This window comes from Pseudomonas artemisiae, from assembly GCF_057128685.1.
The window spans coordinates 288,553-302,345 of record NZ_JBSKHS010000003.1; the positions used below are offsets into that span (position 1 = coordinate 288,553).

At 59.2% G+C, this 13,793-nt stretch carries 11 protein-coding genes; 10 read left to right on the top strand and 1 reads right to left on the bottom strand.

The window, feature by feature from the left end; translation table 11 throughout:
* Window positions 1-6 precede the first annotated feature (6 nt).
* Window positions 7-612 (top strand): START domain-containing protein, encoded by a 606-nt coding sequence (locus ACWKV4_RS05730; protein ID WP_483830652.1) that lies wholly within the window; start codon window positions 7-9, stop codon window positions 610-612.
* Window positions 613-676: 64 nt separating this feature from the next.
* On the opposite strand, the gene gltA is transcribed toward ACWKV4_RS05730, so the two are convergent.
* A complete protein-coding gene (gltA, locus tag ACWKV4_RS05735) occupies window positions 677-1,963 on the bottom strand; it encodes a citrate synthase (RefSeq protein ID WP_483830651.1) in 1,287 nt (428 codons plus the stop codon).
* 349 nt (window positions 1,964-2,312) lie between these two features.
* Between gltA and sdhC the strand changes: the two genes are divergently transcribed.
* From sdhC to sucD, 9 genes are all read left to right on the top strand, one after another.
* A complete protein-coding gene (sdhC, locus tag ACWKV4_RS05740) occupies window positions 2,313-2,699 on the top strand; it encodes a succinate dehydrogenase, cytochrome b556 subunit (protein ID WP_483830650.1) in 387 nt (128 codons plus the stop codon).
* Window positions 2,693-3,061: a succinate dehydrogenase, hydrophobic membrane anchor protein gene (gene sdhD, locus ACWKV4_RS05745; protein ID WP_483830649.1), complete on the top strand. Its 369-nt coding sequence runs from the start codon at window positions 2,693-2,695 to the stop codon at window positions 3,059-3,061. The genes sdhC and sdhD overlap by 7 nt, the downstream gene beginning before the upstream one ends.
* A 3-nt stretch (window positions 3,062-3,064) precedes the next feature.
* The gene (sdhA, locus tag ACWKV4_RS05750; protein ID WP_483830648.1) at window positions 3,065-4,837 is read left to right on the top strand and encodes a succinate dehydrogenase flavoprotein subunit; all 1,773 of its coding nucleotides are present in this window, start codon (window positions 3,065-3,067) and stop codon (window positions 4,835-4,837) included.
* Between the two features lie 14 nt (window positions 4,838-4,851).
* Window positions 4,852-5,556 (top strand): succinate dehydrogenase iron-sulfur subunit, encoded by a 705-nt coding sequence (locus tag ACWKV4_RS05755; RefSeq protein ID WP_483830647.1) that lies wholly within the window; start codon window positions 4,852-4,854, stop codon window positions 5,554-5,556.
* Window positions 5,557-5,799: 243 nt separating this feature from the next.
* A complete protein-coding gene (locus ACWKV4_RS05760; protein ID WP_483830646.1) occupies window positions 5,800-8,631 on the top strand; it encodes a 2-oxoglutarate dehydrogenase E1 component in 2,832 nt (943 codons plus the stop codon).
* Between the two features lie 40 nt (window positions 8,632-8,671).
* Window positions 8,672-9,904 carry a 2-oxoglutarate dehydrogenase complex dihydrolipoyllysine-residue succinyltransferase gene (odhB, locus tag ACWKV4_RS05765; protein ID WP_483830645.1) on the top strand — a complete coding sequence of 411 codons (1,233 nt, stop codon included), beginning with the start codon at window positions 8,672-8,674 and terminating at the stop codon, window positions 9,902-9,904.
* Window positions 9,905-10,056: 152 nt separating this feature from the next.
* Window positions 10,057-11,493 carry a dihydrolipoyl dehydrogenase gene (lpdA, locus tag ACWKV4_RS05770; RefSeq protein WP_483830644.1) on the top strand — a complete coding sequence of 479 codons (1,437 nt, stop codon included), beginning with the start codon at window positions 10,057-10,059 and terminating at the stop codon, window positions 11,491-11,493.
* A gap of 209 nt (window positions 11,494-11,702) precedes the next feature.
* Window positions 11,703-12,869, top strand: a complete 1,167-nt coding sequence (sucC, locus tag ACWKV4_RS05775) for an ADP-forming succinate--CoA ligase subunit beta (RefSeq protein ID WP_483830643.1) — start codon at window positions 11,703-11,705, stop codon at window positions 12,867-12,869.
* Window positions 12,869-13,750, top strand: coding sequence for a succinate--CoA ligase subunit alpha (gene sucD / locus ACWKV4_RS05780; RefSeq protein WP_483830642.1), 882 nt, complete (start codon window positions 12,869-12,871; stop codon window positions 13,748-13,750). Before sucC ends, sucD begins: the two co-directional genes overlap by 1 nt.
* The last annotated feature ends 43 nt before the right edge of the window (window positions 13,751-13,793 follow it).

A 13,793-nucleotide genomic window follows, 5' to 3' on the forward strand; every position in this document is an offset into this window, starting at 1 on the left:
AAAATCATGAGAGCGATGTATCGACTGGCCGCACTGTGTGTGCTTCCCCTACTGGTTGCGCAGGCGCAGGCCGAAACCTGGGAGGTAGCCAAGCAGGAAAACGGCATCGAGGTCTCCCTGAGCAAAGTGTCGGGCTCGGATTACAAGGCCTATAAGGGCGTTGCCACCATCAATGCCAGCCTGGCCAAGGTGCGGGCCTTGCAGGAGGACGCTAGCGGCGCCTGCGCGTGGATTCACGAATGCAAACTGCAAAAGTTACTAAAGGTCGAAGGCGCCAAAAGTTGGACCTATAGCCAGTTCAACACCCCCTGGCCGGTAACACCGCGCGATTCCGTTATCGAGGTAACCACTGAGGTGAACCAGGACGGCGCTGTTACCCGCACCCTTAAGGGGGTACCCAAATACCTGCCTGAGGAAAAAGGCTTCGTGCGAGTGGCAGAGGTAGACGGGTACTGGAAGTTGGAACCCAAAGGCCCTGGCGTTACGGTGGTGACCTACCAGGTACACACCGAACCCGGTGGTAGCGTACCTTCGATGATTGCCAATAAGTTTGTGGTGGACGCACCCTTCAATACACTGAAAAACCTCAAGGCGCGTGCCGAACAGCCTTGACTCTGCATAAAAAGGCCACCGAACAGGTGGCCTTTCTTATAACTGAAACGGTTAAGTCAGAAACTTAACGTGTTTCAAGCGATTTTACATCGCGCTGTGTTTCACCGGTATAAAGTTGGCGCGGGCGGCCAATCTTGTACGGGCTTGAAAGCATTTCTTTCCAATGTGAAATCCAGCCCACTGTGCGCGCCAGTGCGAAGATCACAGTGAACATACTGGTTGGAATACCAATAGCCTTCAGAATAATGCCTGAGTAGAAGTCTACGTTTGGATAAAGATTGCGCTCCTTGAAATAAGGATCGTTACGCGCGATTTCATCCAGCCGCATAGCCAGTTCCAACTGAGGATCATTGGTGATACCCAGTTCGGCCAACACTTCGTCACAGGTTTGCTTCATCACCGTGGCGCGCGGATCGAAGTTCTTGTATACCCGATGGCCGAAGCCCATGAGTTTGAATGGATCGTCCTTGTCCTTGGCCTTGGCGATGTAGGTCTCGATGTTGGACACATCACCGATCTCGTCGAGCATCGCCAGCACCGCCTCGTTGGCGCCACCGTGGGCGGGGCCCCAGAGCGCCGCGATGCCTGCGGCGATACAGGCGAAAGGGTTGGCCCCGGAGGAGCCTGCCAGGCGCACGGTAGAGGTAGAGGCGTTCTGTTCGTGGTCGGCATGGAGGATAAAGATCCGATCCATGGCGCGCGCCAGCACAGGGCTGATCGGTTTGATCTCGCACGGCGTGTTGAACATCATATGCAGGAAGTTCTCTGCATAGGACAGGTCGTTGCGCGGGTACATCATGGGCTGGCCCATGGAGTACTTGTATACCATCGCCGCCAGGGTAGGCATCTTGGCCACCAGGCGAATGGCCGAGATCTCACGGTGTTGCGGGTTCTTGATGTCCAGGGAGTCGTGATAGAACGCCGAGAGGGCACCCACCACGCCACACATGATAGCCATAGGGTGGGCGTCACGGCGGAAACCGTTGAAGAACGTCTTCAGCTGTTCATGAACCATGGTGTGATTCTTGACGTTGCTGACAAACTTGGCTTTCTGCTCGGCATTTGGCAGTTCGCCATTGAGCAAGAGGTAGCAGGTTTCGAGGTAATCGGATTGTTCGGCGAGCTGCTCGATAGGGTAGCCGCGGTGGAGCAAGATGCCCTTGTCGCCGTCGATGTAGGTAATCTTCGACTCGCACGAGGCGGTGGACATGAAGCCAGGGTCGAAGGTGAAGCGGCCGGTGTTTGTCAGGGACCGCACGTCGATAACTTCGGGACCAACGGTGCCGGTTAAAATCGGCAGGTCGACGGGGGCTGCGCCCTCGATGATCAACTGCGCTTTTTTGTCAGCCATGTGGCCTCCTATTAATGCTTCAAATCATCAGACAGACCCCCCACGCAGGGCCCGCACCACTATAGTGTGATAAATCCTAAAGTCAATTTGCCAAAACCCTGCCGCAGGGCCTTGAGAGTGCTGCCTTTTCTATTCTTTTCAATGCCGTTTACGCCTTTTGCCCAGGTGTTGCAATGCGTATTGTGGAACAGTCCTTTACGTTGTCATTAGTAGCCTAACTGTCTATACTCGGCCTCCGACCGTCAGGGGCTTTTTGGCCCGTTCCGCTGTCGTCGTCATTCCCCGGGTGTGGGTACCTGACCAGTACACTTCCCTACAACTTTGCCCTGCTAGCTGGGGGCTCTTCAGTGTGAAAAAAGCCGTGAATAGCCAACGACCTGTAAACCTAGACCTAAGGACCATCAAACTCCCCGTCACTGCTTACACGTCCATTCTCCATCGCGTTTCCGGTGTCATCCTGTTCGTCGGCATTGCCATCGCGCTCTACGCGCTGGGCAAATCGCTGGAGTCCGAGGAAGGCTTTGGCGAGGTGAAGGCGTATCTGACCAGTCCGCTGGCCAAGCTTGTGATGTGGGGCCTACTCTCCGCTCTGCTTTATCATCTGGTGGCCGGCGTACGCCACCTGATCATGGACACTGGCGTAGGCGAGACGCTCGAGGGCGGCAAGCTGGGCTCGAAGATCGTGATCGTCGTTTCCGTAGTGCTGATCGTTCTGGCGGGAGTCTGGATATGGTAACCAATGTCACTAACCTGTCCCGTTCGGGCCTTTACGACTGGATGGCACAGCGGGTTTCGGCCGTTGTTCTCGCGGTATATTTCATCTTCCTGATCGGCTACATGGTAGCTCACCCAGGCCTGAACTATGCCCAGTGGCATGCCCTGTTCTCCAACAACTGGATGCGTATCTTCAGCTTGCTGTCCCTCGTGGCCCTGAGCGCTCACGCCTGGGTCGGCATGTGGACCATCTCCACCGACTACCTCACGCCCATGGCGCTGGGCAAGTCGGCGACTGTCGTGCGTTTCCTGTTCCAGGCGGTATGTGGCGTCGCAATGTTCGCCTACTTCGTCTGGGGTGTGCAGATTCTCTGGGGTATTTGATCCATGTCCAACATTCGTACGCTCAATTACGACGCCATCATCATTGGTGGTGGCGGTGCTGGCATGCGTGCCGCGCTGCAACTGGCCCAGGGCGGCCACAAGACCGCAGTGGTCACCAAGGTATTCCCAACCCGTTCCCACACCGTATCGGCCCAGGGCGGGATCACCTGCGCGATCGCTTCAGCGGACCCGAACGATGACTGGCGTTGGCATATGTACGACACCGTAAAGGGGTCGGACTACATCGGTGACCAGGACGCAATCGAATACATGTGCCAGGAAGGCCCGGCCGCGGTCTTCGAGCTGGACCACATGGGCCTGCCATTCTCCCGTACCGAAACCGGCCGTATCTACCAGCGCCCGTTCGGTGGCCAATCCAAGGACTTCGGCAAGGGCGGCCAGGCCGCACGTACCTGCGCGGCCTCCGACCGTACCGGCCATGCGCTGCTGCACACCCTGTACCAGGGTAACCTGAAGGCCGGCACCACCTTCCTCAACGAGTGGTATGCGGTCGACCTGGTGAAGAACCAGGACGGCGCCTTCGTGGGCGTTATCGCCATCTGCATCGAAACCGGTGAAACCGTTTACATCCGCTCCAAGGCCACCGTATTGGCCACCGGTGGGGCCGGGCGTATCTATGCGTCCACCACCAATGCCCTGATCAATACCGGTGATGGCGTGGGCATGGCCCTGCGCGCGGGTGTTCCGGTGCAGGACATCGAAATGTGGCAGTTCCACCCAACCGGCATCGCCGGGGCAGGTGTACTGGTCACCGAAGGTTGCCGAGGCGAGGGTGGTTACCTGATCAACAAGCATGGCGAGCGGTTCATGGAGCGCTATGCGCCCAACGCCAAGGACCTGGCCGGCCGCGATGTGGTTGCTCGCTCCATGGTCAAGGAAATCATCGCCGGCAATGGCTGTGGCCCGGACGGTGACCATGTAATGCTCAAGCTCGATCACCTGGGCGAGGAAGTGCTGCATAGCCGCCTGCCAGGGATCTGCGAGCTGTCCAAGACTTTCGCCCATGTCGACCCCGTGGTTGCGCCGGTACCGGTTGTCCCAACGTGCCACTACATGATGGGCGGCGTGGCCACCAACATTCATGGCCAGGCGATCACCCAGGACGCCAGCGGCACCGACACCATCATCCCTGGCCTGTTCGCAGTGGGTGAAGTGGCCTGCGTATCCGTACACGGCGCCAATCGCTTGGGTGGCAACTCGCTGCTTGACCTGGTGGTCTTCGGCCGCGCCGCCGGTCTGCACCTGGAAAAAGCCCTTAGCGATGGTATCGAATACCGCAATGCCAGCTCCACTGACGTGGAGGTTGCACTGGCTCGTCTGAGCGGCTTGAACGAGCGCACCACCGGCGAGGACGTGGCCACGCTGCGGCGCGAGCTGCAAAGCTGCATGCAGAACTACTTCGGGGTGTTCCGTACCGGCGAATACATGCAAAAGGGTATTGATCAGCTGGCGTCCCTGCGTGAACGAATCGGTAATGTAAAGATCAACGACAAGAGCCAGGGTTTCAACACCGCCCGTATCGAGGCGCTGGAGTTGCAAAACTTGCTGGAAGTCGCCGAGGCCACCGCTATCGCGGCCGAGGAGCGCAAGGAATCGCGTGGTGCCCATGCACGTGAAGACTACGAAGACCGCGACGACGAGAACTGGCTGTGCCACACCCTGTACTTCCCGGGTGAGAAACGAGTCGCCAAGCGGGCCGTTAACTTCTCGCCGAAAACCGTGCCGACTTTCGAACCTAAAGTCCGTACCTACTAAGGGTGATGACCGCTATGTTGCAAGTCAGTGTTTATCGTTACAACCCGGACCAGGATGCCGCGCCGAAGATGATCGACTTCCAGGTCGATACCGGCGGCAAGGACCTGATGGTGCTCGACGTGCTTGCGCTCATCAAGGAGCAGGACGAGGGTTTCTCTTATCGTCGCTCCTGCCGTGAAGGGGTGTGTGGCTCCGACGGTATGAACATCAACGGCAAGAACGGCCTGGCGTGCATCACGCCGCTGTCGGCCGCGGTCAAGGGCAACACGCTGATCCTGCGTCCGCTACCGGGCCTGCCGGTTATCCGTGACTTGGTCGTGGATATGAGCATCTTCTATAAGCAGTACGAGAAGGTGAAGCCGTTCCTGCAGAACGATACCCCCGCGCCGGCTATAGAACGTCTGCAAACTCCGGAAGATCGTGAAAAACTCGATGGCCTGTACGAGTGCATCCTGTGCGCTTGCTGCTCGACGTCCTGCCCGTCCTTCTGGTGGAACCCAGACAAGTTCCTGGGCCCCGCGGCATTGTTGCAGGCCTATCGCTTCTTGGCGGATAGCCGTGATACCCGCACCAGCGAGCGTTTGGCGGCCATGGACGACCCATTCAGTGTCTTCCGTTGCCGTGGGATCATGAACTGCGTGAGCGTATGCCCCAAGGGTTTGAACCCGACAAAAGCCATCGGCCACGTTCGTAACATGCTGCTGCAAAGCGGTATCTGATACACCAGCTGCACGTACAAGCGCCGTACCCGGGCCCGCCAGCCTGGTTACGGCGTAAACGTGGGTAGCGGCTTGCAAGCCGTGGCCCTTACTTTGAAGAAATGAGACCAGCAGGGGCATCCGGGCTGGTACCCGGACTATCTGCGAGACCTGTGGTGGCTTTTGTACAAGTCGCTGGATCGGATTTGTACACGTCTACCGTGGTTCGCGCCGATGGTGGCCCCTAACCGAGGGTGACCAAGCATGCAAGAAAGCGTGATGCAGCGCATGTGGGAAAGCGCCCACCTTTCAGGTGGTAACGCTGCCTATGTGGAAGAGCTCTATGAGCTTTACCTGCACGACCCTAACGCTGTGCCAGAAGAGTGGCGCACCTACTTCCAGAAGTTGCCCGCCGAAGGCAGCACCGCCCCCGATGTTTCGCACTCGACCGTCCGCGATCATTTCGTTCTGTTGGCGAAGAACCAACGCCGCGCCCAGCCGGTTTCCGCCGGGAGCGTGAGCAGCGAGCACGAGAAGAAGCAAGTTGAAGTGTTGCGCATGATCCACGCCTACCGGATGCAGGGCCACCAAGCGGCCCAGCTAGACCCGCTGGGCTTATGGAAGCGGCCCACTCCGGCAGACCTGTCGATCAATCATTACGGCTTGACCAATGCCGATCTTGACACGACCTTCCGTACCGGCGACCTGTTCATCGGCAAGGAAGAAGCGAGCCTACGCGAGATTCAAGAAGCGTTACAGCTGACATATTGCCGCACCATCGGCGCGGAGTTCACCCACATCGTCGATTCCGAGCAGCGCGCGTGGTTCCAGCAGCGCCTCGAAAGCGTACGCGGGCGCCCGGTCTATTCCCCCGAGGTACAAAGCCATGTGCTTGAGCGCGTGACGGCGGCCGAGGGCCTGGAGAAGTACCTGGGCACCAAATACCCAGGCACCAAGCGCTTTGGGCTCGAGGGGGGTGAGAGCCTTATCCCCATGCTCGACGAGATCATTCAGCGTTCAGGTTCCTACGGTACCAAGGAGTTGGTAATCGGCATGGCCCACCGTGGCCGCTTGAACGTGCTGGTCAATACCTTCGGCAAGAATCCTCGCGACCTGTTCGACGAGTTCGAAGGCAAGAAGAAGGTTGAGCTCGGGTCCGGTGACGTTAAGTATCACCAAGGCTTCTCCTCCAACGTCATGACCTCCGGTGGCGAAGTTCACCTGGCACTGGCGTTCAACCCTTCTCACCTGGAGATCGTCTCCCCGGTGGTGGAAGGTTCGGTACGCGCCCGCCAGGACCGCCGCAACGATCCTAACGGCGATAAAGTCGTGCCCGTGTCTATCCACGGTGACGCGGCCTTCGCGGGCCAGGGCGTGGTGCTGGAAACCTTCCAGATGTCGCAAACCCGTGGGTTCAAGACCGGCGGCACCGTGCACATCGTGATCAACAACCAAGTGGGCTTTACCATCAGCAACGCGCAGGACGCTCGCTCCACCGAGTACTGCACCGACGTTGCCAAGATGGTCCAGGCGCCCATCCTGCACGTGAATGGCGATGACCCGGAAGCGGTTCTGTTCGTGACCCAGCTGGCTATCGACTATCGCATGCAGTACAAGCGCGACGTGGTGATCGACCTGGTGTGCTACCGCCGCCGTGGTCACAACGAAGCCGACGAGCCTAGCGGCACTCAGCCGTTGATGTACCAGCAGATCGCCAAGCAGCGCACTACCCGTGAGCTGTATGCCGAACGCCTGATCCAGAGCGGCGCCTTGAGCAACGACGTGGTCCAAGCCCAGGTGGATGAATACCGCAGCGCGCTGGACAACGGCCTGCATGTGGTCAAAAGTCTGGTCAAGGAACCCAACAAAGAGCTGTTCGTGGACTGGCGCCCTTACCTGGGCCATGCCTGGACCGCCCGCCACGACACCCGCTTCGACCTCAAGACGCTTCAAGAGCTGTCTGCCAAGTTGCTGCAAGTGCCCGAAGGCCTGGTCGTGCAACGGCAAGTGGCGAAGATCTACGAAGATCGCCAGAAGATGCAGGCCGGCGGCTTGCCAATCAACTGGGGTTATGCCGAAACCATGGCCTACGCCACCCTGTTGTTCGAAGGCCATCCGGTGCGCATGACCGGGCAGGACATTGGCCGTGGGACGTTCTCCCACCGTCATGCGGTATTGCACAACCAGAAAGACGCCACCAGCTACGTGCCGATGCGTAACCTGTTCGCCGGCCAGCCAAGCTTCGAGCTGTACGACTCCTTGCTGTCCGAGGAAGCGGTACTGGCATTCGAGTACGGCTATGCCACCACTTCGCCCAATTCATTGGTGATCTGGGAAGCGCAGTTCGGCGACTTCGCCAACGGCGCCCAGGTGGTGATCGATCAGTTCATTACCAGCGGCGAGAACAAATGGGGCCGGCTCTGTGCCCTGACCATGCTATTGCCTCATGGCTACGAAGGGCAGGGGCCGGAGCATTCCTCCGCGCGTCTGGAGCGTTACCTGCAGCTGTGCGCCGAGCACAACATCCAGGTATGCGTGCCTACCACTCCCGCGCAGATCTACCATTTGCTGCGTCGGCAGGTGATTCGCCCACTTCGCAAGCCTTTGATCGTGCTTACGCCCAAGTCGTTGCTGCGCCACAAGCTGGCGGTCTCAACCCTCGAGGACCTTTCCGAAGGCTCCTTCCAGACCGTGATTCCAGAGGTGGACAACCTCGATCCGGCCAAGGTGACCCGATTGGTGCTGTGCAGCGGCAAGGTGTACTACGACCTGCTGGAAAAACGCCGTGCCGAAGGCCGGGAAGACACCATCATTCTGCGCCTGGAACAGCTGTATCCGTTCCCGGACACGGACCTTGGCGACATCCTCGCGCCCTACACCAACCTGCAAAACGTGGTGTGGTGTCAGGAAGAGCCCATGAACCAGGGGGCCTGGTACAGCAGCCAGCATCACATGCGTCGCATCATCGGTAACCACAACAAGTCGCTGGTATTGGAGTACGCGGGCCGCGAAGCTTCAGCCGCGCCTGCCGTGGGTTACGCCTCGATGCACGCCGAGCAGCAGGAAAAGCTCTTGCGTGATGCCTTTACCGTTTAACGCCAACGCGTACTGAAACCGAATTAAGGAACCACTGATAATGGCTATCGAGATCAAAGCCCCCACTTTCCCGGAATCGGTCGCTGACGGTACCGTTGCTACCTGGCACAAGAAGCCGGGCGACGCCGTTAAGCGCGACGAACTGATCGTCGACATCGAAACCGACAAGGTTGTGCTGGAGGTGCTGGCTACCGCTGATGGCGTGTTGGGCGCTATCGTCAAGAATGAAGGCGACACCGTGCTTTCCGATGAGCTACTTGGCTCGATCGAAGCAGGCGGTGCCGCGCCAGCCGCGGTACCGGCCGCTGCGCCCGCGAGCGCCGAAGCGACCGTTGCCGCCGCTGCCGCCGCGCCTGCAAGCGCCGACGACGACGCCATGGGTGGCCCGGCTGCCCGCAAGCTTGCCGAAGAAAATGGCATCGCGCTCAATAGCATCAAAGGCACCGGCAAAGACGGCCGCATCACTAAGGAAGATGTAGTCGCGGCGGTGGAAGCGAAGAAAAACGCTCCTGCTCAGGCTCCGGCATCCAAGCCCGCCAGCCCTGCCGCCCCGATCACCGCCAGCGGTGACCGCGTCGAGAAGCGCGTGCCCATGACGCGCCTGCGCGCCAAGGTCGCCGAGCGTTTGGTCGAAGCACAGTCCAACATGGCCATGCTAACCACTTTCAACGAAGTGGATATGACCGAAGTCATGGCCCTGCGCTCGAAGTACAAGGACTTGTTCGAGAAGAGCCATAACGGCGTGCGCCTGGGCTTCATGTCGTTCTTCGTCAAGGCTGCCACCGAGGCGCTCAAGCGCTTCCCAGCGGTGAACGCGTCCATCGACGGTTCGGATATCGTGTACCACGGCTATGCGGACGTAGGTGTTGCGGTGTCCAGCGACCGTGGGCTGGTGGTACCGGTACTACGTAACGCCGAGCAGATGAGCCTGGCCGAGATCGAGAACGGCATCGCTACCTTCGGCAAGAAGGCTCGCGACGGTAAGCTGTCCATCGAAGAGATGACCGGCGGCACCTTCACCATCACCAACGGTGGTACCTTCGGTTCGATGATGTCGACCCCGATCGTCAACCCACCGCAGGCCGCGATCCTGGGCATGCACAACATTCTTCAACGGCCCATGGCCGTCAACGGTCAGGTGGTGATTCGCCCGATGATGTACCTGGCGTTGTCTTACGATCACCGTTTGATCGATGGCAAGGAAGCGGTAACCTTCCTGGTCACCATCAAGAACCTGCTCGAAGATCCGGCTCGTCTGCTCCTCGACATCTAATCGCAGCCCCGGCTGCGAGCTTCAAGCCATAAGCTGCAAGCGGCAAGTTGGATAGTAGTAGGTCAACCCACATGATCGGGCCTCCTACCCGCATTGACTTGTAGCTTGTAGCTTGTAGCTTGTTGCTCAAGGCTTGTAGCTAAGGAATTCTTATGACTCAGAAATTCGACGTCGTTGTGATCGGTGCTGGCCCTGGCGGCTATGTAGCAGCCATCAAGGCGGCTCAGCTTGGTCTGAAAACCGCTTGCATCGAGAAATACCAGAGCGAAGAGGGCAAGACCGCCCTGGGCGGCACCTGCCTGAACGTAGGTTGCATCCCGTCCAAGGCCCTGCTGGACAGCTCGTGGAAATTCCATGAAGCCGAGCATGGCTTCAAGGCCCACGGTATCAACCACGCTGGCATGACCATGGACGTTCCGGCCATGGTCGGTCGCAAAGCCCAGATCGTGAAGAACCTCACCTCTGGCGTGGCTACCCTGTTCAAGGCCAACGGCGTAACCCTGCTCGAAGGCCACGGTAAGCTACTGGCTGGCAGGAAAGTAGAAGTCACCGGCAAGGATGGCAACGTCGAGCTGGTCGAGGCCGATAACGTAATCCTGGCTTCCGGCTCGCGCCCAATCGACATTCCGCCCGCCCCGGTTGACCAGAAGGTCATCGTGGATTCCACCGGTGCTCTGGAATTCCAGAGCGTTCCCAAGCGCCTGGGCGTGATCGGCGCTGGCGTGATCGGCCTGGAACTGGGTTCGGTCTGGGCCCGCTTGGGTGCCGAAGTGACCGTGCTCGAAGCCCTGGAGAAATTCCTCCCGGCCGCTGACGAAGCCGTGTCCAAGGAAGCCTTCAAAACCCTGACCAAACAGGGCCTGAACATTCGCCTTGGCGCTCGGGTAACCGGCTCCAAGGTTAATGGCGAAGAAGTTGAAGTCACCTACACCGATGCCAATGGCGAACAGAAAATCGTCTTCGACAAGCTGATCGTAGCAGTGGGCCGCCGCCCGGTGACTACTGATCTGCTGGCCTCGGACAGCGGCGTGGACATCGACGAACGTGGCTTTATCTTCGTCGACGACTACTGCGCGACCAGCGTTCCAGGCGTCTATGCCATCGGTGACGTGGTGCGCGGCCTGATGCTGGCGCACAAGGCCTCGGAAGAGGGCATCATGGTCGTGGAGCGCATTAAAGGCCACAAGGCCACCATGAGCTACGACCTGATTCCTTCGGTGATCTACACCCACCCGGAAATCGCGTGGGTAGGTAAAACCGAGCAAACCCTCAAGGCCGAAGGCGTTGAGGTGAACGTGGGTACGTTCCCGTTCGCAGCCAGTGGCCGCGCCATGGCCGCCAACGACACCGGTGGTTTCGTCAAGGTGATTGCAGATGCCAAGACCGACCGCGTGCTGGGTGTTCATGTGATTGGCCCAAGCGCCGCCGAGCTGGTACAGCAAGGCGCGATCGGCATGGAATTCGGCACCAGCGCCGAGGACCTGGGCATGATGGTGTTCTCGCACCCAACGCTGTCCGAGGCGCTGCATGAAGCAGCCCTGGCGGTGAATGGCGGCGCCATCCACATTGCCAACCGCAAGAAGCGTTAACAACAAGAAACCACAGCGTGCTGCCCGTCGTTCGCCTCTAGCAGGCTTGCCGCGGAACGCACGTTGGACTCGACCTTTAGGTGACCAGCCCGCCGATCGTCCTACGAAAGGGTCAATGGGCAGTTGCCTGGAGTAGCAGTCACAGGTGGCGCGGCACTCCCATGAGCGCAGCGCCGATAGCGCAGTACTTAACGAAGACGGTAATAAGCATGAACCTTCACGAGTATCAGGGTAAGCAGCTGTTTGCTGAGTACGGCCTGCCGGTATCCAAAGGCTTTGCGGTAGATTCCCCAGAAGCCGCCGCAGAAGCGTGCGACAAGATTGGCGGCACCGAATGGGTCGTCAAGGCTCAGGTCCACGCCGGTGGCCGTGGCAAGGCGGGCGGCGTAAAGCTGGTCAAGAGCCGCGAAGACGCCAAGGCGTTCGCGGCCCAGTGGTTGGGCAAGCGCCTGGTCACTTATCAAACTGATGCCAATGGTCAGCCAGTGACCAAGATCCTGGTCGAGTCGTGCACCGACATCGCCAAGGAACTGTACCTGGGCGCTGTAGTGGACCGCTCCAGCCGTCGCATCGTATTCATGGCGTCCACCGAAGGTGGCGTGGACATCGAAAAGATCGCCCACGACACCCCAGAGAAAATCCTCAAGGCCACTATTGATCCACTGGTCGGCGCTCAGCCCTTCCAAGGCCGTGACCTGGCGTTCCAGTTGGGCCTGGAAGGCAAGCAAGTTGCACAATTCGCCAAGATCTTCACCGGCTTGGCCAAGCTGTTCCAGGACCATGACCTGGCCCTGCTGGAAGTGAACCCGCTGGTGATCAAGGCTGACGGCGACCTGCATTGCCTGGATGCCAAGATCAACATCGATGCCAACGCCATGTACCGTCAGCCTAAGCTCAAGACGTTCCATGACCCGTCCCAGGACGACCCCCGTGAAGCCCACGCCGCCAAGTTCGAACTGAACTACGTTGCTCTGGAAGGCAACATCGGCTGCATGGTCAACGGTGCCGGCCTGGCCATGGGTACCATGGACATCGTCAACCTGCACGGCGGCAAGCCAGCCAACTTCCTCGACGTAGGTGGCGGCGCGACCAAAGAACGTGTGACCGAAGCGTTCAAGATCATCCTGTCCGACTCCAACGTCGCGGCCGTACTGGTCAACATCTTCGGTGGTATCGTTCGTTGCGACATGATTGCCGAAGGCATCATCGGCGCGGTGAAGGAAGTGGGCGTCAAAATCCCCGTGGTTGTTCGCCTGGAAGGCAACAACGCTGAACTGGGTGCCAAAGTGCTCGCAGAAAGTGGTTTGAACATTATCGCGGCTACCAGCCTGACCGACGCTGCGCAACAAGTCGTCAAAGCCGCGGAGGGCAAGTAATGAGCGTCCTGATCAATAAAGACACCAAGGTCATCTGCCAGGGCTTCACCGGCTCCCAGGGTACCTTCCACTCCGAACAGGCCATCGCCTACGGCACCAAGATGGTTGGCGGCGTGACCCCAGGCAAGGGTGGCACCACCCACCTGAACCTGCCCGTGTTCAACACGGTCAAGGAAGCGGTAGAAGCAACCGGCGCCGAAGCTTCGGTCATCTACGTTCCAGCACCCTTCTGCAAGGACTCGATCCTTGAAGCGGCCTTCGCTGGCATCAAGCTGATCGTCTGCATCACCGAAGGCATTCCTACCCTGGACATGCTGGACGCGAAGGTTAAATGTGACGAGCTGGGCGTACGCCTGATCGGCCCTAACTGCCCTGGCGTGATCACCCCTGGCGAGTGCAAGATCGGCATCATGCCCGGTCACATCCACTTGCCAGGCAAGGTCGGCATCGTGTCGCGTTCCGGCACCTTGACCTACGAAGCAGTCAAGCAAACCACCGATGCCGGTTTCGGCCAGTCCACCTGCGTGGGCATCGGCGGTGACCCGATCCCAGGTTCTACCTTCATCGACATCCTGAAGCTGTTCCAGGAAGACCCAAAGACCGAAGCGATCGTAATGATCGGTGAGATTGGCGGTTCCGCTGAAGAAGAAGCCGCAGCCTACATCAAGGCCAATGTCACCAAGCCGGTGGTGTCTTACATCGCTGGCGTGACCGCGCCGCCCGGCAAGCGTATGGGCCATGCAGGCGCGATCATCTCTGGCGGTAAAGGCACCGCGGACGAGAAGTTCGCCGCCCTGCAGGACGCTGGTGTAAAAACCGTGCGTTCCTTGGCAGACATCGGCAAAGCCCTGGCTGAGCTGACTGGTTGGGCCGTGAAGTAATTCACGCCAAGCAGTAACAAGGGCCACCTTCGGGTGGCCTTTG

Excerpts from the sequence above, each read along its gene's own strand:
- ACWKV4_RS05730 (WP_483830652.1), top strand. The coding sequence starts at position 7 with ATGAGAGCGATGTATCGACTGGCCGCACTGTGTGTGCTTCCCCTACTG.
- gltA (WP_483830651.1), bottom strand. The coding sequence starts at position 1,963 with ATGGCTGACAAAAAAGCGCAGTTGATCATCGAGGGCGCAGCCCCCGTC.
- sdhD (WP_483830649.1), top strand. The coding sequence starts at position 2,693 with ATGGTAACCAATGTCACTAACCTGTCCCGTTCGGGCCTTTACGACTGG.
- sdhA (WP_483830648.1), top strand. The coding sequence starts at position 3,065 with ATGTCCAACATTCGTACGCTCAATTACGACGCCATCATCATTGGTGGT.
- ACWKV4_RS05755 (WP_483830647.1), top strand. The coding sequence starts at position 4,852 with ATGTTGCAAGTCAGTGTTTATCGTTACAACCCGGACCAGGATGCCGCG.
- ACWKV4_RS05760 (WP_483830646.1), top strand. The coding sequence starts at position 5,800 with ATGCAAGAAAGCGTGATGCAGCGCATGTGGGAAAGCGCCCACCTTTCA.
- odhB (WP_483830645.1), top strand. The coding sequence starts at position 8,672 with ATGGCTATCGAGATCAAAGCCCCCACTTTCCCGGAATCGGTCGCTGAC.
- lpdA (WP_483830644.1), top strand. The coding sequence starts at position 10,057 with ATGACTCAGAAATTCGACGTCGTTGTGATCGGTGCTGGCCCTGGCGGC.
- sucC (WP_483830643.1), top strand. The coding sequence starts at position 11,703 with ATGAACCTTCACGAGTATCAGGGTAAGCAGCTGTTTGCTGAGTACGGC.
- sucD (WP_483830642.1), top strand. The coding sequence starts at position 12,869 with ATGAGCGTCCTGATCAATAAAGACACCAAGGTCATCTGCCAGGGCTTC.